Origin of the sequence: Sphingobacterium sp. Mn56C, from assembly GCF_049319645.1 — a bacterium.
GTDB lineage: Bacteria > Bacteroidota > Bacteroidia > Sphingobacteriales > Sphingobacteriaceae > Sphingobacterium.
Map to the genome: position 1 here is coordinate 346,722 of NZ_JBMOUC010000002.1, position 20,992 is coordinate 367,713.

Genomic DNA, 20,992 nt, shown 5'->3' on the forward strand with positions numbered 1-20,992 from the left:
CCGGGGCTTTTACGTATATATGAAATGAACAATTTATTACATCATTCCGCCCATACCACCGCCCATTGCAGGAGCAGGAGCAGCGCCACCTTCTTCAGGCTCGTCGGCTAATACACACTCTGTAGTCAATAACATCGACGCTACAGAAGCCGCATTTTCTAAGGCCACACGCGAAACTTTAGTCGGGTCAATAACACCAGCACCGATTAAGTTTTCAAACTTATCTGTACGTGCATTATAACCAAAGTCTGCAGTACCTTCTTTTACTTTTTGCACAATCACTGCACCTTCAATACCTGCGTTGAAACAGATTTGACGTAAAGGCTCTTCGATAGCACGTTTGATAATATCAATACCAATTTGCTCATCTTCATTTTCACCTTTAAGACCTGTTAAAGCCTCTGTAGCACGGATGAAAGCAACACCACCACCAGCAACAATACCTTCTTCAACGGCTGCACGTGTAGCATGTAAAGCATCGTCAACACGGTCTTTCTTCTCTTTCATTTCTACTTCAGTAGTAGCACCTACATAAAGAACAGCAACACCACCAGACAACTTAGCCAAACGCTCTTGTAATTTCTCACGGTCGTAATCTGAAGTTGTTGTTTCAATCTGAGAACGAATCTGTGCAACGCGCGCTTTAATATCATCAGCATTACCCGATCCATTGATCACAGTTGTGTTATCTTTATCGATAACCACTTTCTCTGCCTGTCCTAAGTAAGACAATTCTGCATTTTCTAATTTATAACCTCTTTCTTCCGAGATTACAGTACCGCCAGTAAGGATAGCGATATCTTCTAACATAGCTTTACGACGGTCGCCGAAACCTGGAGCTTTAACAGCTGCCACTTTCAAGGAACCACGGATTTTATTTACGACCAAAGTAGCTAAAGCTTCTCCATCTAAATCCTCTGCAATAATCAACAAAGGTTTACCTGTTTGCACTTGTTTTTCTAAAATTGGCAACAATTCTTTCATGTTGCTGATTTTCTTGTCGTAGATTAAAATGTACGGGCTGTCTAATTCAGCTTCCATTTTATCCGAATTGGTAACAAAGTATGGAGATAAGTAACCGCGATCGAATTGCATACCTTCCACAGTTTTCACCTCTGTTTCGGTACCTTTAGCCTCTTCAACCGTAATTACACCATCATTACCTACTTTTTGCATTGCTTCAGCAATCAAAGAACCGATAATCTCGTCGTTGTTTGCAGAGATTGCAGCAACTTGTTTAATTTTATTGTTGTCTTGACCTACAGTTTGCGACTGTGTTTTCAAGTTCGCCACAACAGCAGCAACAGCTTTATCAATACCGCGTTTAAGGTCCATTGGGTTAGCACCTGCAGCAACAGATTTAATACCTGGAGCAACAATAGCCTGTGCTAATACCGTAGCAGTTGTCGTACCATCACCTGCCTGATCAGCCGTTTTCGAAGCTACTTCTTTCACCATTTGAGCTCCCATGTTTTCCAACGCATCTTTCAATTCGATTTCTTTAGCAACAGAAACACCATCTTTGGTGATTGATGGAGAACCGAATTTTTTCTCGATAATAACGTTACGACCTTTTGGACCTAAGGTTACTTTTACCGCATTAGCTAAGGTGTCAACCCCTTTTTTAAGGGCTTCACGCGCTTCAACATTATATTTTACTTGTTTTGCCATTGTTTATTTTCTTTAGATTCTTAGAACAGTATGCCGCTTAAGGGCGTGCCCCTAACCGCATACGCGTTTATCTGTCTTAATAAATTAAAAATTAAATTACTTATAGAACAGCGTAGATATCTGACTCACGCATAATTAAGTATTCTTTTCCTTCGTAGGTAATCTCTGTACCTGCATATTTACCATACAACACTTTATCGCCAACTTTTACCGTAAGAGGTTCTTCAGGTTTACCTGTACCTACCGCAACAATAGTTCCTTGCGAAGGTTTCTCTTTTGCGGTATCAGGAATGTAGATACCAGATGCGGTTTTTTCTTCTGCAGGAGCAGCTTCAACTACTACTCTATCACCAATAGGTTTAATGCTTAATGCCATAGTTATATAATTTTTATTATCAGTTTTTATAATCAAAAATTCATAATAGTCCTAACAGCAATTATGCCAAACACAAAATACAATCGGGCCTTGCCATAATTGCACACTTATGCAGTTTCCATGTCACGTATTTGAAAATTCGTCGTGTCAGGATGACAGTTGAGCTCCTAAATTCAGGCTGACAGCATACGAAATTGGAAGTTATACAATCCAGATAGTGCATAGCCAGGATTATGGAGGTGTTTAACACAAAAAAAGCCCTCCAGATGGAGAGCTTCGTGTATTGTCTTAAAATAATCTATTTTTATTATTTTGTAGAATCTGCTGGCGTTTGCGCTGCAGGAGCTGTATTTCCTGCTGCCGGAGCCGTATTATTCAGATTTAAGGAAGGCGCCTGTGCAGGTGCTTCAATTTTGTCGGATAAACCGCCCGACTTACCGCCTGCTGAAGGCCCTACAATGTTTATACCCAAACATAAAACCATAAGCGCAATAACCAAGGTCCAAGTACCTTTTTCTAAAAAGTCTCCGGTACGTTGCACGCCCATTAAGTTACTGCCACCAGCAAATCCTGATGATAAACCACCTCCTTTAGGGTTCTGTATTAACACGAAAAATGCCAATACCGCACTAACAAGGATAATCAGGATAATAAATAACGTTGTCATTTCTTTAGTTTAATATATTATAATTTTTTTTCTACTTCTCTAATTCGGGTCGCAAAATACGATTTTTTTTCTGGATATTTCAAAATTAATTTTTTGAATACCTCAATAGCTTTTAAGAACATGGCTTGATCCACATAAATGTTTGCTAATGTTTCGGTTACCAGATCAAAATTGTACTCCGCACTCTGACGCGCCATATTTTCATTATTCAGGTTATCCGGAGCCGGAGGTTGTATTACCGGTTCTTCGCGGATAAAACGCTCAATAATATCATCGCTTCTTTTGGGTTCAATGGGTTGAAGGGGTTTACGTTTTACCGCATCGCTAAGTTTCATTTCCGGATCTTGAAAATGAATTATGCTTTCTTTAATTTGCTGATCAAGAATATTCTCTTCAATAATCTTGGTATCAAAGCCTTGGTTATGTTTTTCTGTCGGAATATTTACGGTTGCAAAGGGCTTATACGATTCTGCATATTCAAGTCTAGTTTTATGCAACCACCACCGAAAACTATACGGCATAAGATCATCGTTATACAAACTGATATTCTCATTTTCCTCTTTATCCGCAGTTTCTGCCGATGGTTTTACAGTCTCTACCCCTTGTACATCCTTTTTTTCATTTGTATTAAAGAAAAAATAATCCGCACCGACACCCGCAGCAAGCACAAGCTTCGCCAGGTCATCGTCTTCTTTCGAATGCTGCAGCGTAGGCACCTCATCGATTTCCTCCGGTATAGACTCGGCCTCCGCATCATCCGCAATTGTTACGGCTTCTTGTTCGGGTTCCTGCACAGTTTCGGATTCGGGTTGAATTTCAGGTTCAGCATCTAACGCCGTAAAATCATCTACAACCTGCTGCTTCTCCCATTCCTCAAAAGAGATATAATCTTCCTCCTCGGGTTGAATCTCTTCCACATAGGGAACCGGGCGGTTTACATAATTCCACAGCCAGCTCGCATTTGGGGAGTATAAAAGGGCTAATTCTTTATTATCAGACTCCTGGTTAATCAGCTTTTTCCGTCTTTCATAGGCCAAAATAAGGGGCTGTGAGTACGGGTATCGAACCATAAGTTCGAGCAAATCTTCTTCCGTAAGCTTTGATGGATCTACAATAGCTTGCCGGTATAAAACATGATAAGAGTAATTAAGATTTCTCATAGTAAAGCTCCTAACGGCTACCAATTGGCAAAAGCACGGTTATAAATATCTTCCGTCAACATCTTAATAATATCCTGATTTAACTGTGCCTCAACGGCCGAGATATTCGAGCCGGCAAACTCTTTAAACTGAGTGAAAGACTCTTCAAAATTGCTTTCGCCAGTTTGATCCAGACGGTTCGTATATTTCACTTTTACCGTAATGGTTAAACGGCTATTCTCTGCGCGTTGCAAGGCCCCAGCGCCAGCCGCCGCCGCCGTTATGGCATATGAAGTAATGGTACCTTCGAATATAGCATCTCCATCGTTGTTTACCTGACTAAGGCTAGATTGCGTGCGCACACGTTCCTTTAACCCTTCCGTAAGGTTCTGACTTAAGGTCGGATATACCATAGGCGATAAATTCTCAAAATATAAAACGGAGTACGTTTTCATATCCTTCGGAATAGAGCCCCCGGTGAAACTATACTTTACCCCACAACTTTGAATTAGCAGCGTCATAAAGAGTAGAAGGCAAGATATTTTAACAAGAGTTGACCTGTTATACATAAACTGTTAGTATTAATCTAAATTTAAATCCTTTATCTTTCTATATAAAGTACGTTCCGAAATCCCCAACTCATTTGCGGCAGCTTTACGCTTACCTTTATGTTTTTTTAGCGCTTTTTTTATGAGGTCAGACTCCTTATCGATTAAGGATAAAGACTCTTCCACCTCTTCGGCATCTTGTGTATCATCGATCGTAACATAACCTACATTCGTGTTACCTACATTTAGCGGGTTATGAATGGTAAGGGTTGCTGCTGCTGCCTCTTCCTTATACAACTGCGGTGTAGAAGGCTGCACCTCTTGGTAAAGTTGATTAATATACGATGAATTCTGGTCAAATGACGCTGGGTTAGCGCCACTTTGTAGCAATTCAACTACTAATTTTTTTAAATCAACCATATCCTTTTTCATATCAAAAAGAACCTTATACAGAATATCACGCTCCGAAAAATCATTCTCCTTAGCCTGCTCCTTCACAAAAACGGGAAGACTGCTCGATGCAGTTCCTTCTACCGGGAGGTAACGACTTAAAATGACAGCATCTACAAGTCTTTCTTTCTCCAGCACAGCAATCTGCTCGGCGATATTTTTTAACTGTCGGATATTTCCGGGCCAATTATAGTTGGTTAAAAGCTCCTGAGCATCTGTGGTCAGTTGCACACCTGGAGATCTATATTTATCCGAAAAATCAACAACAAATTTCCGAAATAACAAATAGACATCTTCCTTACGTTCCCGTAACGGCGGTATACGTAAAGGTACAGTATTCAAACGGTAATATAAATCCTCCCGAAACTTGCCCTTTTTTACCGCCTCATACACATCAACATTAGTTGCCGCTACAACGCGAACATTTGTTTTCTGTACCTTTGAAGAGCCCACACGGATATATTCTCCAGACTCCAGTACACGCAACAAACGTGCCTGTGTATTCAAAGGCAGCTCGCCCACCTCATCTAAAAAAATCGTTCCACCATCTACAACTTCAAAGTATCCTTTACGCGCTTCATGTGCTCCTGTGAAAGACCCTTTCTCATGGCCAAACAACTCCGAATCTATAGTACCTTCAGGAATAGCGCCACAGTTTACAGCAATAAAAGGCCCGTGTTTGCGTGTACTTAACTGATGAATAATATGCGAGAACACTTCCTTTCCAGAGCCACTTTCTCCTTGAATTAACACAGATATATCTGTAGGAGCCACCTGCTTAGCAACATCGATTGCTCGGTTCAGCAAAGGAGAGTTGCCAATAATGCCAAATCTATTTTTTATATCTTGAATATCCACTGTTACACGATGTATTAAAATTGTTAACGTGATAAATTAGTCTACAATACGACCAATTAAGGTTGCCGATGTACAGCTTTCACCTATAACATTTACGTAATCGCCCACTTTATAACGAGCATCTACAGGAAAAACAACCATTGTATTCTGGTCATTTCTACCGCAGAAATCCTGATCAGATCGTTTAGAAAGGCCCTCGATTAATACGCGGTGTACCTTTCCGACAAACTTCTCTACCCGGTATAAGCTATGCGCACGCTGAAGGTCTACGACCTCGGTAAGTCTACGTTTTTTAATTTCCTCCGGAATATCATCGGCATAGCGTTTTGCTGCCAATGTACCTGGTCTTTCTGAATAGGCAAACATATAGGCAAAATCATACTTCACATATTCCATCATCGACAAGGTTTCTTTATGCTCCTCCTCCGTTTCGGTACAGAAACCTGTAATAACATCGGTAGAAATGCCACATTCCGGAATGATACGGCGTATAGCATCCACACGTTCCATGTACCATTCCCTATCGTAGGTACGGTTCATAAGATCTAATACGCGTGAATTTCCAGATTGTACAGGCAAATGGATGTATTTACAGATATTATCGTACCGTGCCATGGTATGCAATACCTCGTCGGTAATATCTTTAGGATGTGAAGTAGAAAAACGAATACGCAACTCCGGACTAACCTCTGCTACCAAGGCCAGTAAGTGCGCGAAGTTTATGGTAGGTTTTGGAAGTTCACTTTCAGCTACAGGACTTGTATATTTATACGAATCGACATTCTGCCCTAAAAGGGTAACCTCTTTGTAACCAGCGTTGAAAAGCTCTTTCGCCTCTTTAACAATAGAATCTGCATCACGGCTACGCTCACGACCACGCGTAAACGGCACCACACAAAACGAACACATATTATCGCAACCCCGCATAATGGAGATAAATGCCGAAACACCATTGGTATTTAAGCGCACCGGACTGATATCGGCATAGGTTTCCTCGCGGGATAACAAAACATTAACGGCTTTATTGCCATCGTCTACCTTATCAATCAGGTTTGGTAAGTCACGGTATGCATCAGGGCCTACCACCACATCTACCAATTTCTCCTCTTCTAAAAATTTTGCTTTTAGGCGCTCTGCCATACAACCTAAAACACCGACAATCATGCCTGGGTTTTTCGATTTTGCAGCCTCAAATTCCTTTAAACGCTTACGAACGCGCTGTTCAGCATTTTCACGAATGGAGCATGTATTTATAAAAACTACATCTGCTTCTTTATAGTCTTTTGTTGTTTCAAAACCTTTATCGATTAAAATTGAAGCAACAATCTCACTGTCAGAGAAGTTCATCTGACAGCCATAACTTTCAATATATAATTTTCTACCATCCGATTTCCCGGTCGGCACCAATTCCAGTGCTTCGCCTTGGCGGGATTCATCGTGCGTTTTTGTAGTATGAGATAATTCTAACATAGCTTATTCTAAAAGAACACAAAGTTAAGAATAAAAACTTGTTTTCAATGACAGTTTGTCAGCACATGACTAAAATTTAACAATCGCTAACCGACAAAAAAAATAAGGTGCTCTATTGGAGCACCTTATTTCACAAACACTATCGTTTACGGCTTAATTGCCTACAGATCTTTTAGCTTCATCCTGCATTTTTTTACTCGCCACAATTACAATCTCTACACGGCGATTTTCAGCTCTTCCTGCTTCAGTATCGTTCGAAGAAAGTGGCTCCGAATAGTTTTTACCTTCGGTTTTAATTCGGCCTGAAGCTAAACCTTTTGACACAGCAAAGGTTTTAACCGCATTCGCACGAAGCTCAGATACCTTTTGGTTGGCAGCTAAAGTTCCCACATTATCTGTATGTCCTAAAACCAAGATTTCCGTATCTGGCTCTTTATTTAAAGTTTCAACCAACTTGGCAATATTAACTTTAGCATCCGCTTTTAAATCAGCTTTGTTGAAGTCGAAAAGAATTCCAGAGTCAAATTTCACTAAGATCCCCTCGCCCACCTGCTCAACTTGCGCGCCTGCAACGGTATTTTCGATTTCTCTAGCCTGCTTGTCCATTTTCTTTCCGATTAATGTACCGGCAGCACCACCAATAACCGCACCTGCCAACGCACCAATAGCCGTGTTACCCGCTTTTCCACCTATCAAAGCCCCTAATCCGGCACCTGCTGCTGTACCTATAGTTGCACCTTTAGTCGTGTTACTAGCATTCTGAATGGTAGTACAGCTTCCCAACAACATCGCAGATGTTGCTAAAGACAAACCATAAACGGCAAGTTTTCTATTCATTTTCATATCTTAATTCTTAGTAATAATAACTTTTAATTTGTTTCCTGTTAAGTAAAAACAAAGGTTATGCCAAAATGTTTAATCAAATTAATGGCTGTAGACCTTTATTTACATAATTAAAGCCTGCAGGTTAATTTTGTTCTGGAATTTCCAATTTCGGCAATTCTACAGGAGCAGGTCGCCCCTGTTTATCCCACGCTCGAAATGAACGGTTAATGTAATTCAAGACATCATATCGCCCCCAATTTCTTGCCACCGCATAGGATGGTCTATACATTAGCATAAAATTCTGCAGCTCTTGCCCCTCGAGGCCTGTACTTTCTGCAACCACCTGTCGAGTAAAAATTTTATCTACGGCAATTTCATCTACCTCACGATCCATATACTTTTCGAAGCGCTTCATATTTTTAGCTTCTTTGCCGAATAAGTTGTATAAGGCTGTGGCCGGACTGGCAATATAGGTTGTCACCTTGTTATGGCCACCATTATAAACCCCTTTCTTGCTGTAATCGCGTAATATATCATCCATCTCTTGCTGACGTGTTCTACGGGCAACAACAACGGTTTCGATTTGCAATCCTGGCTGCATTTCTAAGAGAATATCATCCATGGAATACAATACCGTTTTTAATGGGCCATATCCTATCTTCGACAAGGACAAACTATCTCCTGGAGTTGCCTCAATATAAAATACACCATATATATTAGAAGTAACCTTTCTGTTTGTACGAAGGTTTACAATATTAACATCGCCCAATCGTATGCCTGTTGATTTTTCCAAAACCAAGCCCGACACCTTTGGCGCTTCAGAAACCTGCGCCTTTCCCGTAGAAAACACAAAAAATAAAGGCAGGACTAAAAACGCCGTTTTAAATAATAATCGAATCATCGAGTCTAAATTAAAAAAATATTGGACTGCAGAATGTTAAAAAGTTTTAAACCCTATTTAATTATTTATTTAAAAGGATAAAAAACAAAATTCGCCCCTTCTGGAACTATAACAAACAAACACATATACTCGTTTGCCTTTTTAAAATTCTTTTCAAAGCGTGCCTTCTTTGCCTCTTCAATAACGCCCCGATCCACAAATTCTTCTAAGGAGGATGCATTAACAGACCAATTCGTACCCAATTCACTGCGATCTAAAATCACCTCACCTAAACTAACCTCATGTTGATGGGCTACAAATATGGGAAACAAGGTATACCCCTCGGCAACCATTTCTGTGGATATTTCCTTAATAGACTCGCTATAAAAATCCAGGTCCAATTTCAAGCTTTGCAATGGACTAGGCTTTTCATTGGCCTTTCCATCATCCTGCGAAGGGTTTTGTAATAATTCAGATAAATCCATACGTTTTCCTATTATTTCAATTGTAGTAATACCACGTTTTCTACGTGCTGTGTCTGCGGAAACATATCCACAGGTTTTATACGCACAACTTTATATTTCGAGGATAACAGCTCCAAATCTCTCGCCTGTGTAGCGGCATTACAGCTTACATAAACCACTTTTGGTGCTTCCATCTCCAATATTCTATGAATTACATCGCCATGCATTCCAGCACGTGGAGGGTCAGTAATTACAACATCAGGCTTCCCATGTTGGGCTACAAATTCTGCTGTCAATACATCTTTCATGTCGCCGGCGTAAAATGTAGTGTTATGGATGTCATTAATCTGTGAGTTTATTTTAGCATCCTCAATTGCCGATGGCACGTACTCCACACCAATCACTTGTTTCGAACTACGGGCCACAAAATTAGCTATGGTACCTGCACCGGTATACAAATCGTATACCAATTCATCCCCCTGAAGGTCTGCAAAATCCCGGGTTACCTTATACAGTTCATAGGCTTGACGGGAATTGGTTTGATAAAAGGATTTTGGCCCTACCTTAAACTTTAAACCCTCCATCTCTTCGTAAATAAAATCACGCCCTTTAAAAACATGAATATCTTGATCGAAGATGGTATCGTTACGTTTTTGATTAATGATATATAACAAGGATGTCAGCTCTGGGTACTGCTGTGCGATGAAATCCATCAACAGCGTAACCTGCCCCTCTTGTGGATAGGCAAAAACAACGATAACCATAGTTTCGCCCGTAGAAGAGGTGCGGATAATTAAATTACGCAATGCCCCTTCATGCTCCCGTAAATCATAAAATGAAATCCCCTGCTGTATTGCGAAATCACGTATTGCATTACGCAGGTTATTCGAAGGATCCTGCTGCAAAAAGCAGTGGTCAATATCTAAAATCTTATCAAATCTGCCCGGAACATGAAAACCTAGTGCATCCATAGTACCGACATTATTACCATCATCCAAGTTTGTTAACCAGCGTTTATTGGAGAACGTATATTCCAGCTTATTGCGATAATACTGCACCTCTGCAGAAGGCAGGATATCTTCCATCGCCGAAACATCCACCTTACCTATTCGGGTCAACACATTATCTACATACTGTTGTTTAAATTTCAATTGCGCATCATACTGCATATGTTGCCATTTACACCCACCACAAACACCAAAATGTGCACAGAAAGGCTCAATACGGTACGGAGATGGGGTATGTATTGCCGTAACACGCCCCTCAGCAAAATTCTTCTTTTTGCGCTGAAGTTCAACGTCTACAACATCACCAGGTACGGCTCTCTCGACAAAAAGAACTAAATCTTCATGTCGGCCAACACCTTTACCTTCTTCCGCAATATCAACAATCTCAATATTACTAAGGCTTTTTTTATCTTGAGGTATTCTTCTTCCCATAGTGCTGCAAAAATACACTTTTCGCAACAAATAAATATAATACCCAAAAAATGGGAAATAAAGCTCGTAAAGCCTAGCTCGCCTGCGCAGCTTAGGATAAGGTCGCCTGAACTAGAAAAGGAAGGATTTCTTTTTGGAAGGAAATAAAATTCTTGCGCACATCAGCCTCTGTTACAGCCGTAAAGGCGAAAGAAAACACAATATTTTTGCTGGTTTTAATCAGAAATGTAAGTTTATCTTCGGATATGGTCGTGCCTATATACTTATTCTTTATAAAGGAGCTCAGCAGCAGAAACTCTAAATCGTCGGATAATATTTTTAAGTATTCTTGCGCATTGGTAGATTCGCGAATAAACTCCCAGCCTACAAATTCATTACAAACGGTATAGGTAACGCGGCTGACACGAAGGATGGTGGTGGCCAAAAAATTACTTAAATCTTTCTGCCATAGACCACTACCCAAAATATCATCTACGTTCTCCCGTATATAATCCATCAGCACCTCATGCAAAATCAGCTCTTTAGAGGTAAAATGTTTGTAAAATGTAGCTTTGGAGATATTGGCTTGTTTGGCAAGTTGGTTTACCGACGTTTTATTATAACCATATTTTCGGAAAAGTTCTCGCGCTGATTTTTTTATCGCTAAACTGACCTGATCCTGCTGCATAGTTATATATCTTATAAGGGTAAAAATTGCGCTAATTAAAAAAAAAGGCAGACTCTACTGAAACGGTTTAACGCATAACGTAATCAACAGATTAAGCATACACCATAAAAGCCTGCCTTATTGTTATATTTTACAATAATTCTGTTTCAAATTGCGATAAGAAACGAGTATCATTCTCCGAGAAAAGACGTAAATCTTTTATCACATACTTTAAGTTTGTAATGCGTTCTACACCCATACCAAACGCAAAGCCTGAATATTTCTTACTATCGATACCACAGTTTTCCAACACATTAGGGTCTACCATACCGCAGCCTAAAATTTCAACCCAACCGGAGTATTTACATAAGTTACATCCCGCTCCTTTACATATGGTACATGAAATATCCATTTCAGCAGATGGCTCCGTAAAAGGGAAATACGACGGCCGGAAACGTACTTTCGTGCCTTCGCCATATAACTCCTGCACAAAGTGAAACAACGTTTGTTTTAGGTCTGCAAAAGAAACATTCTCATCCACATAAAGACCTTCAACCTGGTGGAAGAAACAATGTGCACGCGCAGAAATAGCTTCATTACGGTATACCCTTCCAGGCATTAAGGCGCGGAATGGTGGCTTCCCGGCTTCCATCAGTCTTACCTGTACAGAAGAAGTATGGGTACGCAAGGCAATATCATTACCCTCTTGTTTTTTAATGAAAAAGGTGTCTTGCATATCCCTTGCCGGATGCTCAGGCGCAAAATTCAATGCCGAGAAATTATGCCAATCATCCTCGATTTCGGGCCCTTCGGCCACAACAAAGCCGAGCTTCTTGAAGATCTCAACAATCTCTTTACGAACTAAAGATATAGGGTGGCGTGATCCTAGCTGGAAACCCTCCCCAGGCAAGGTAAGGTCACCCTCGCTGCGCTGGTTTTCTTTTACCTCTATAGAAAAAGAAGTTTGAGCTTCTTCAAACTTGCGTTCCGCCAACTGCTTAAATTCGTTCAAAACCTTACCTAACACGCGCTTTTCGTCGCTAGAGACGGTCTTAAATTCTTCAAACAAGGCTTTTACAATACCTTTAGAAACTAAAAATTTCAATCTGAAAGCTTCCACATCAGCGGCTGATGTAGGAGCAAATTGCTGTATCTCTTGGCTATACTGCTCTATTTTATCTTGCAACATAATTTCAAAGATACAGCAAAAAATAGTATTTTAAGGATAGCTGACTTAAAAATATTAGGATTAAAACGGTAAACCGTCGTCATCGTTATCATTTTCTGTAAAGTCTACGGTTGCTTCTGTAGGCTGCGTTGTAGTGGCATTGGTTGATGTTGTTTGCTGTGGGCTTTCAAAATCAGAACGGCGCCCCAAAATATTAAAGCTTTCGGCAACAATCTCTGTAGTATACCTACGGATGCCTTCCTTATCTTCATAGGAACGGGTACGGAGTTTACCCTCTATATACACAAGCCTCCCTTTATTTAAATATTTAGCTGCCACATCTGCCAAACCGCGCCACATCACAATATTGTGCCATTCGGTCTGTTCTACTTTTTTACCATCCTTATTGAAGGTCTCTGAAGTAGCTAATGGGAAACTGGCAACACTGACATTGCCCTCAAGATAACGCAACTCAGGATCTTTGCCTAGGTGCCCTACTAAAATAACTTTGTTAACGCTCGACATAAAAAATTAGGTTTTGATTAGTTGTTCACAATATTTATCTAAAAAAGAGAAAATTAGTTTGTGTTTAGCTAATTTATCCAAATTTTCTAATAAAAAATAATTCCAGCCCTCTTTTTTTTCACCATCCTTTAATTGTCCGTTCCATTTGTAAAAACGTGCATATATATTTTGGTGGCTTAAAACATGCTTTACACGCCCTCCAATAGGCTCAAGATATCCCGACGACAGAAATTTTTGATAATCAGCCGTATCCAATAATTTTTCGATATCTACATCACTAGACGTCTCGATAAGCGGAAATTCATACAAACTAGCCCATACATCGCCCTCCATCCGCTGATGCATCAGTATAGCACCATCTTGCTCTATGATAAAGTAATGGAAAAACCGATCCCTACTACCTTTTCCTTTTAGTTTTACAGGCAGCCTGTCCACACGTTTATCCTGTAAAGCAACACAACTGTCCGCAAAGATGCATTCCATACATAAGGGAGCTTTGGGCTTACATACCGTGGCACCAAAATCCATAATAGCATGGTTGTAGGTCCCTGGGCTATGCGTTGAAATTAACTCTTGAGCAAGCTGTTTAAAAATTTTCTTCCCCACCGTACTGTTTATGGGCTCGTCGATTCCGAAGTAGCGGGATAACACCCGGAAGACATTTCCATCCAATACGGCATGTACCGCATTACTGGAGAAAGACGCTATTGCTGCAGCGGTGTATTCACCCACCCCAGGCAAGCTTAGCAGATCGGAATACGCTGTCGGAAAGCGGCCATCAAAGCGCTCCTGCACCTCTTTGGCAGCCTTATGCATATTGCGGGCGCGTGAGTAATAGCCGAGGCCCTGCCACAGTCGCAAAACCTCCGCCTGGTCGGCGTCAGCAAAATCCTGAACGGTAGGAAATGCATCCAAAAATGCATAAAAATAGGGCATCCCCTGCTGCACTCTGGTCTGCTGTAAAATAATCTCCGACAGCCATATGACATACGGATCCTGCGTTTTCCTCCAGGGCAAATCGCGCCCATAGGAATGATACCATCCAATCAACTTTTCCGAAAAAGACATAACACAAAGATGATTAATTTTAACATACTTTAACAACAACTTATTGAAAATCAACAACAACAAATTGATTATTAAACACATAATCCCTACTTTTGCTTTACCTATTAGAAGTAAGAGTAAAGGAAAACATGTTAAAAAATAAATCAAAAGTATCCATAAGCATAGAAGGATTTACCGACAAGAGTCTCAAAGTACCCACCTTTTTATTGCAATATTGGAAACAGGTAACTGTTTCTGCCCTAGCCTTAATAGCGATGTTGTTAAGCAGTATTTTCTATTTAGCGGCAAAGCAAAAAACAGATAGTATATCCTTACAGTATGAGGCCTCCTTGAACAAAGAAAAAGAGAAGCTACGCGCCATTAACCAGGATCGTATGGAAAGGAAAAAAGATATGTCGCTCGCTAAGGAGTCACTGAATAAAATTGATTCTACCATAGAAATTATAAACGCTAAGATGAAACGCCGTGGTCTTAAAGCGCTTCCCTTGGCTAATGTTGGTGGCCCTGTAGAGACGGATGAGGGTAGTATAGAGCTTCTGGGTGAATATTACGAAAATGTCCTTAAAGAGTTAGACAAAAAATTAAGTAGTTTTCCTTTGGGAACTCCACACCCTGGACCGATTACATCGAAGTTCAGCTATAGAGCAAACCCATTCACCAACCGTGGTCGTGAATTGCATGCCGGCGTAGACCTTAAAGGTAAAACTGGTGATGCCATAAAGGTGACAGCAGCTGGAACAGTAATTTTCGCAGGTTATGAAGGGGGCTATGGAAAAGTAGTAAAAGTGAAACATGCTAATGGCTATGAAACACGCTATGCACATCTTTCCAAAACCATTGCCAAGGTAGGGCAAAAAGTGGATGTCGGCACAACGATAGGCCTCTTAGGTAGCACAGGGCGTAGCACGGGCCCTCATGTGCACTACGAAATCCTGAAAGACAATAAAAAAATTAACCCGGAAAGTCATTTTAAATTATAGCAGCCTTGCTGCGTTAGGGTTTCACTTGCATTTTGTACTTTTGACGGCATGACACAGACTTTCACCATCAATACCCTGCATAGAGGCAAATATATGTGTTGTTTCTTTGGTCTTTTGTTTGCCGTTGGGGGCTTGAGCGCATTGGTACCTTTCCAGGAAATTATAAAAATAATTTTAGTGTTGGCCGCAATTCCAGGGATATTATACCTTTCCGTAAAAATTAGCAAATCGCCATCGTACTGGACATTAACAGCAGACAGCCTACAGGTTACGATACGTACTAAAACCAGCACTTATGATTTTAACGACATCGACCATATCCGAAGTCTAACACGCTCTGGTGGCAACCTGTATGTAATTTATCGTCGAAAAAAATCCCCTAGCCGCTATTGGCGCAACAAACTATTCCAAAGCGACGACGACAACAGCTTATTGCATGAAGCGCTGTTGCAATGCCCCGTAGAATACTATAAGTTTTAAGTTACAAAAACTTTCCTTTTATTAAATTTTGTATGTTTGACCTATGAAGTTAAAATTAGGTGTATTGGCGCTAGCCAGTCTTTTATTTATCAATAGCTCATTTGCACAACGGAAGGGCTTTTGGCAACAAAAAGTGGATTATAAAATGGACATCAATGTGGATGAAAAAAATTATCAGTACGCTGGTAAAATGACATTGAAGTACACGAACAATTCTGGTCAATCGTTGTCTAAGGTATATTTCCACTTATATTTTAATGCTTTTCAGCCGGGCAGTATGATGGACTACCGATTAACGAATATCGAAGATCCTGACAAACGTATGGCTACCAACAAAGGAACGAAAGAAAAGCCTCAGTGGGAAAGCCGTATTTCAGTATTACAGCAGAACCAAATCGGTTACCAAAAGATACAGTCGGTATATATGGATGGTGCTGCGGCAGATTTTAAAACCGATGGCACAATTCTGGAAGTGACTTTGCCTGCGGCCATAAAAGACGGTAGCACCGCTGTTTTTGACCTGCAATGGCAGGCGCAGCTGCCGGAGCAAATCCGCCGCAATGGACGCAATTCAAACGAGGGTGTAGCCTTATCTATGGCACAATGGTACCCTAAAATGGCGCATTTTGATGAGTTTGGCTGGCACCTGGATGAGTATGTGGCACGTGAATTTATTGCTCCCTTTGGAGACTTTGATGTAACCATTCATATCGACAAAAACTATGTCCTTGGCGCTTCTGGTGTATTGCAAAATCCAAATGAGGTTAAAGGATATCATAAAAAAGCGAAAGTAAAAGCTAAAGAAAATAAGGCTTCATGGCACTATAAAGCACATAATATCCATGACTTTGTATGGGCTGCAGATCCTAAATTTGTTGTCGACTCGGCAAAAACTAAAGGCGATGTTACTATTTATACTGTTTTTATCCCAAAAACGGATTCTATTACCAACAATTGGAAACAGGCTTTAGGGTTAACCACGGAGTTTTTTGACCTTACCAGCAAAAATTTCGGTGCTTATCCTTGGCCTACGTATACCATTATCCAGGGTGGCGATGGTGGTATGGAATATGGTACCGCAACGCTAATTACAGGGTTCCGAAATATTAAAAGTTTAGTGGGTGTGATATTTCATGAGGCTGCACACTCGTGGTACCAGCATTTATTTGGTATTAATGAGACTGTAGATGAGTGGTTCGACGAGGGCTTTACGAGTTATGTCGAGGAGCTGGGTATGCAGCAGCTATTCTATAAAAAAGGGGCGGTAGAAAGCAACCCGATGATCGATGCTTACCGTGCCTATTATAAGCTTGCTTTATCTGGCAAAGAGGAACCTATGAGCTTATTGGCCGACTACTACAAAAGTAATTATGCTTATAGCAATGAAGCCTACAATAAAGGGGCTGTATTGGCGGAGCAGCTGGGTTATATTATTGGTAAACAGAACTTGGAAAAAACGTTCTTAACATTTTATGACCAGTGGAAGTTTAAACATCCTACACCTAATGATTTTAAGCGTGTTGCTGAAGAGGTTTCTGGAATTAATTTAAAATGGTACTTTAATTTATTTGTCAATACCACAAGGCAAATCGACTATGCCATAGAAAATGTAACCGACAGCGGCATTACCTTGCGCAATAAGGGTGATATCGCTATGCCTATAGACTTGTTGGTTGAATACCAGGACGGAAGCAAGGAGCTGTTTTATATTCCACTTCGTGAAATGCGGGGCGAAAAACCACAGGAAAATTTTACCCTTTATACGGATGTAAAAAGAACTGTTGTGGAGGATTGGTTTTGGACAAAACCTACTTTTAACTTACCGCTTGGCAAAAAGCCTGCTAAGGTATGGATTGATCCGACCTTACGTCTGGCTGATGTAGATGCGGGCAACAATTACTGCGAGCATTTGTAATCGTATTTTAAATAAATAAAACGGCTATCTTTAATTTGATAGCCGTTTTTTTATGTAATAGATGTGCTGGACTTTCGCATTTTTACCGTCGGACATTGAGTTTTACCGCTTGTTTTTACCTTGAATTTTGTATAGTAAATTTGTCTATTTGAGGCTTTTTGTATGTCAGAAAAAGGGGCGTATCGAAGATTTATATAATCCAATAATTCAAGACTTGGCCTATTTGGCTTTTCATACCCATGCTTTGAAAAATTAAGATCAGTTTCACGTTTATTTCTAATTGCTTGTACTAATTTCATATTCTCTGATTTTTTTCCATTATCCGAACCCGCGAGCTTGAATAAGCTTTATGAACATGAATACCTAAAAATTCATAACTTCGCTTAGATTTATTATCTGAAGTCTTGTAATAAATATCAAGATACGTACTGAACATACCTGATTTCAGTAGTTTAAAACGTACTTTAATCATGTATTACTTTTTGTATTTTTTGCAATATAGAAGTAACAAGGTGAGTAACAAAACTTCAATAAAGCCTCACATAAAATTATAAAAAAACACAGCACACATAGCACTATTCAATTGATAATAAGAGGTTTAATTTTAAAATCTATTAATTTCTATCATAATTTATCTATCCTTATATTTGCACCCATGATATACTTTCATATTCCATTCTGCAAGCAGGCATGTCACTACTGTGATTTTCATTTCAGCACATCCTTAAACTACAAAGCTGACATGCTTACCGCCATGCAAAGGGAATTGAAGATGCGTGCTCCCTATTTAAACGACAACAGCATACATTCCATTTACTTTGGTGGAGGTACGCCATCTATTATGGAGGCCGACGACATCGCACGTTTAATTGCGGAGGTAGCGAAGCACTATGACATTGCAGCAGATGCCGAAATTACACTCGAGGCAAATCCGGATGATCTGACGGCGACGAAGGTTACAGCGTTACGACAGACGCCAATAAACCGCTTTAGCATTGGCATACAATCTTTTTTTGAGGAAGATCTGCGTTGGATGAATCGCGCACATAATGCTACCGAGGCCGACGCTTCGATAAAGCGTGTCCAAGATGCCGGTTTTGAAAATATTACTTGCGACCTGATCTATGGTTATCCCCTGCTGACGGATATAAAATGGAAGGAAAATATGCAGAAACTAATCGCCTTAGATGTACCTCATATTTCATCCTATGCCATGACTGTAGAGAAAAAAACAGCATTAAACCATCAAATAAAACAGGGTAAGACGGCACCAATCAGCGATGCCCAGAGTGCCGAGCAGATGTTAATGTTAATAGAGTGCATGACGGGAAATGGTTATGAGCATTATGAGATATCAAATTTTGCGAAACCTGGCAGGTATGCTAAACATAATACCAACTACTGGAAAGGCAAATCGTACTTAGGGATAGGTCCGTCGGCGCATTCTTTTAATGGGCACTCCCGCGCTTGGAATGTCGCCAATAATGCCCATTATATCAAAGGCATTTTTAATAATGATCTACCGCTAGAAACGGAAGACCTCAGTGTTTACGACCGCTATAACGAATATATTATGACTTCCCTACGCACCAAATGGGGCGTAGATATAAATTTTGTAGACAATAACTTTGGTGCTGACTACAGCAAACAGCTTAAAAAAGACGCTGCGCTGTACCTGGAGGATAAGGATATCTGCATGGAAAAAGAGCGTTTTTTGGTATTAACGCCAAAAGGTAAACTTATTGCCGACCAAATTGCTGCAGCGTTATTTTTAGTAGACTAGTTATATTGTTTGAAAAACAACAAAATTTAAGGTATTAAATTACGTTTTTATTAAAAAACAATACGTAAATTGGATTATTTTTATAATAATTACAAATGTATCGCCAGTTTTTAAGATTAATGGCTATGTTTGTAAAATAACCCATTATAAAAATAATCATGATAAATACAGTAGCTTTTGAAGCAGAGATCAAGAGTTATAAAAGCAAGCAAAATGCTAGCGTACAGCTTATTGAAATCGTTAGCAACCTATGGTTTAACAGATCTATAGAGCTTGTATTATTCCGCGACCAGCTTATTGACAGAAGGGTAAGCTTTATCCTAAACTTACATGTTGAAAGTAAGGTATTTGCCGATCCGGCACTTTCCATTTTCGAAACCCTCAAGGTTGCCGAGATTATTCAAGAACTGGAGCTTGCTCCATCGCGTATTGATATTGGAAAACTAGCCTTAAAAATCCGACAACAGGCCATAGCGGAAGATGAGGTTTATCATTTTATAAAACATGAACTTCATGGTGCTATGCAACAGGAGGGTTTTACACCTAAAGATGTTGTACTCTACGGTTTTGGTCGTATAGGCCGCCTGTTAGCACGCGAGCTGATTGGCAAAGCTGGGGCGGGTATGCAGTTGCGTTTAAGGGCTATTGTTACACGTGATCAGGTTAATGCGGACACCCTTTCCAAACGTGCCAACCTTTTACGCCACGATTCTATTCACGGCGATTTTGAAGGTGAGGTAGAGGTTGATGTACAAAATAATGCACTCCTTATCAATGGCACTACGGTCTATATTATATCAGCAAAACAGCCTGAAGATATCGATTATAGCGCCTACGGCATCCAAAATGCTTTGGTGCTGGATAATACAGGGGCATTTAGAAATCAACAGGAGCTTAGCAGGCATCTTAGCGCCAAAGGTACAGCACAGGTATTGTTAACCGCACCTGGCAAAAGTGTACCCAATATTGTATACGGTGTAAACAATACGGCTATCGATAAGCATACTGGCCAGGTGTTTTCTGCTGCCTCTTGTACCACCAATGCCATTGCACCAGTGTTGAAGGTGTTGCAAGATAATTTAGGGATAGTAAAAGGTCATATCGAAACTATACATTCCTATACCAACGACCAGAACCTAGTCGATAATATGCATGCCAAGGCACGCCGTGGCCGTGCTGCTGCCCTCAATATGGTTATTACCGAAACCGGCGCCGGCAGTGCCGTTGCCAAGGTGCTCCCCGAACTGTCCGGGAAACTAACGTCTAATGCCATCCGTGTTCCTGTACCGAATGGATCGTTGGCCATATTACAGTTAGAACTTCAGACAACAACAACAGTAGAAGCTTTAAATGCGCTCCTCCGCAGCAGTGCTTTAGATGGGCAACTGGTGGAGCAAATTAAGTATTCGACAAATGCGGAATTGGTTTCTTCGGATATTATCGGTACTACTGCAGCTGCTATTGTGGATGGCCCCGCCAGCATAGTTTCTAACGACAATAAAACGGTGGTGCTGTATGTATGGTACGACAATGAGTATGGTTATACTCATCAGGTAATGCGTTTAGCCCGGCATATTGCAGGGGTACGACGTTATACTTACTATTAATAGCAATAGAACTTAAATTTGTCCAATTTTCAC

Annotated in this window: 22 protein-coding genes; 5 read left to right on the forward strand and 17 right to left on the reverse strand. The window is 40.4% G+C overall.

Annotated elements, in window-relative coordinates; all coding sequences use genetic code 11:
* Positions 1 to 36: 36 nt before the first annotated feature.
* From groL to mutY, 15 genes are all read right to left on the reverse strand, one after another.
* A complete protein-coding gene (groL, locus tag ACL9RF_RS08915; RefSeq protein ID WP_422800264.1) occupies positions 37 to 1,671 on the reverse strand; it encodes a chaperonin GroEL in 1,635 nt (544 codons plus the stop codon).
* A 100-nt stretch (positions 1,672 to 1,771) separates the two neighbouring features.
* Positions 1,772 to 2,047 (reverse strand): co-chaperone GroES, encoded by a 276-nt coding sequence (locus ACL9RF_RS08920; RefSeq protein WP_093364408.1) that lies wholly within the window; start codon positions 2,045 to 2,047, stop codon positions 1,772 to 1,774.
* A 307-nt stretch (positions 2,048 to 2,354) separates the two neighbouring features.
* A complete protein-coding gene (gene secG, locus ACL9RF_RS08925) occupies positions 2,355 to 2,714 on the reverse strand; it encodes a preprotein translocase subunit SecG (protein WP_422800265.1) in 360 nt (119 codons plus the stop codon).
* Positions 2,715 to 2,731: 17 nt separating this feature from the next.
* Positions 2,732 to 3,874, reverse strand: coding sequence for a hypothetical protein (locus tag ACL9RF_RS08930; RefSeq protein ID WP_422800266.1), 1,143 nt, complete (start codon positions 3,872 to 3,874; stop codon positions 2,732 to 2,734).
* A gap of 17 nt (positions 3,875 to 3,891) precedes the next feature.
* On the reverse strand, positions 3,892 to 4,374 hold the full coding sequence (locus tag ACL9RF_RS08935; protein ID WP_422800267.1) for an LptE family protein: 483 nt from the start codon (positions 4,372 to 4,374) through the stop codon (positions 3,892 to 3,894).
* Between the two features lie 60 nt (positions 4,375 to 4,434).
* On the reverse strand, positions 4,435 to 5,709 hold the full coding sequence (locus ACL9RF_RS08940; RefSeq protein WP_422800268.1) for a sigma 54-interacting transcriptional regulator: 1,275 nt from the start codon (positions 5,707 to 5,709) through the stop codon (positions 4,435 to 4,437).
* Between the two features lie 36 nt (positions 5,710 to 5,745).
* Positions 5,746 to 7,179: a tRNA (N6-isopentenyl adenosine(37)-C2)-methylthiotransferase MiaB gene (miaB, locus tag ACL9RF_RS08945; RefSeq protein WP_422800269.1), complete on the reverse strand. Its 1,434-nt coding sequence runs from the start codon at positions 7,177 to 7,179 to the stop codon at positions 5,746 to 5,748.
* A gap of 153 nt (positions 7,180 to 7,332) precedes the next feature.
* Positions 7,333 to 8,016, reverse strand: a complete 684-nt coding sequence (locus ACL9RF_RS08950; RefSeq protein ID WP_422800270.1) for an OmpA family protein — start codon at positions 8,014 to 8,016, stop codon at positions 7,333 to 7,335.
* A 130-nt stretch (positions 8,017 to 8,146) separates the two neighbouring features.
* Entirely contained in the window at positions 8,147 to 8,905 is a 759-nt protein-coding gene (locus tag ACL9RF_RS08955; protein WP_422800271.1) for a hypothetical protein, read from the reverse strand.
* Positions 8,906 to 8,970: 65 nt separating this feature from the next.
* Positions 8,971 to 9,369 (reverse strand): hypothetical protein, encoded by a 399-nt coding sequence (locus ACL9RF_RS08960; RefSeq protein WP_422800272.1) that lies wholly within the window; start codon positions 9,367 to 9,369, stop codon positions 8,971 to 8,973.
* Between the two features lie 11 nt (positions 9,370 to 9,380).
* Positions 9,381 to 10,787: a 23S rRNA (uracil(1939)-C(5))-methyltransferase RlmD gene (rlmD, locus tag ACL9RF_RS08965; RefSeq protein WP_422800273.1), complete on the reverse strand. Its 1,407-nt coding sequence runs from the start codon at positions 10,785 to 10,787 to the stop codon at positions 9,381 to 9,383.
* Positions 10,788 to 10,878: 91 nt separating this feature from the next.
* Entirely contained in the window at positions 10,879 to 11,454 is a 576-nt protein-coding gene (locus ACL9RF_RS08970) for a TetR/AcrR family transcriptional regulator (RefSeq protein WP_422800274.1), read from the reverse strand.
* Positions 11,455 to 11,584: 130 nt separating this feature from the next.
* Positions 11,585 to 12,622, reverse strand: coding sequence for a phenylalanine--tRNA ligase subunit alpha (pheS, locus tag ACL9RF_RS08975; protein WP_422800275.1), 1,038 nt, complete (start codon positions 12,620 to 12,622; stop codon positions 11,585 to 11,587).
* Positions 12,623 to 12,682: 60 nt separating this feature from the next.
* Positions 12,683 to 13,126 (reverse strand): single-stranded DNA-binding protein, encoded by a 444-nt coding sequence (locus ACL9RF_RS08980; RefSeq protein ID WP_422800276.1) that lies wholly within the window; start codon positions 13,124 to 13,126, stop codon positions 12,683 to 12,685.
* 6 nt (positions 13,127 to 13,132) lie between these two features.
* Positions 13,133 to 14,194, reverse strand: coding sequence for an A/G-specific adenine glycosylase (mutY, locus tag ACL9RF_RS08985; RefSeq protein ID WP_422800277.1), 1,062 nt, complete (start codon positions 14,192 to 14,194; stop codon positions 13,133 to 13,135).
* A gap of 128 nt (positions 14,195 to 14,322) precedes the next feature.
* Between mutY and ACL9RF_RS08990 the strand changes: the two genes are divergently transcribed.
* From ACL9RF_RS08990 to ACL9RF_RS09000, 3 genes are read left to right on the forward strand one after another with little or no spacing between them, the layout of a single operon-like run.
* A complete protein-coding gene (locus ACL9RF_RS08990; RefSeq protein WP_422800278.1) occupies positions 14,323 to 15,174 on the forward strand; it encodes a M23 family metallopeptidase in 852 nt (283 codons plus the stop codon).
* Between the two features lie 48 nt (positions 15,175 to 15,222).
* Positions 15,223 to 15,654 carry a hypothetical protein gene (locus ACL9RF_RS08995; protein ID WP_422800279.1) on the forward strand — a complete coding sequence of 144 codons (432 nt, stop codon included), beginning with the start codon at positions 15,223 to 15,225 and terminating at the stop codon, positions 15,652 to 15,654.
* 43 nt (positions 15,655 to 15,697) lie between these two features.
* Positions 15,698 to 17,569 carry a M1 family metallopeptidase gene (locus tag ACL9RF_RS09000; protein WP_422800280.1) on the forward strand — a complete coding sequence of 624 codons (1,872 nt, stop codon included), beginning with the start codon at positions 15,698 to 15,700 and terminating at the stop codon, positions 17,567 to 17,569.
* Positions 17,570 to 17,619: 50 nt separating this feature from the next.
* Here the strand turns inward: ACL9RF_RS09000 and ACL9RF_RS09005 are convergent, their stop codons facing one another.
* Both ACL9RF_RS09005 and ACL9RF_RS09010 read right to left on the reverse strand, forming a co-directional pair.
* Positions 17,620 to 17,868 (reverse strand): hypothetical protein, encoded by a 249-nt coding sequence (locus ACL9RF_RS09005; protein WP_422800281.1) that lies wholly within the window; start codon positions 17,866 to 17,868, stop codon positions 17,620 to 17,622.
* Entirely contained in the window at positions 17,865 to 18,041 is a 177-nt protein-coding gene (locus ACL9RF_RS09010) for a hypothetical protein (protein WP_422800282.1), read from the reverse strand. Before ACL9RF_RS09010 ends, ACL9RF_RS09005 begins: the two co-directional genes overlap by 4 nt.
* A 183-nt stretch (positions 18,042 to 18,224) precedes the next feature.
* Between ACL9RF_RS09010 and hemW the strand changes: the two genes are divergently transcribed.
* Both hemW and ACL9RF_RS09020 read left to right on the forward strand, forming a co-directional pair.
* Positions 18,225 to 19,352, forward strand: a complete 1,128-nt coding sequence (gene hemW, locus ACL9RF_RS09015; protein WP_422800283.1) for a radical SAM family heme chaperone HemW — start codon at positions 18,225 to 18,227, stop codon at positions 19,350 to 19,352.
* A 158-nt stretch (positions 19,353 to 19,510) separates the two neighbouring features.
* Complete coding sequence (locus ACL9RF_RS09020) at positions 19,511 to 20,959, forward strand: glyceraldehyde-3-phosphate dehydrogenase (RefSeq protein ID WP_422800284.1); 1,449 nt, start codon at positions 19,511 to 19,513, stop codon at positions 20,957 to 20,959.
* Positions 20,960 to 20,992 lie beyond the last annotated feature (33 nt).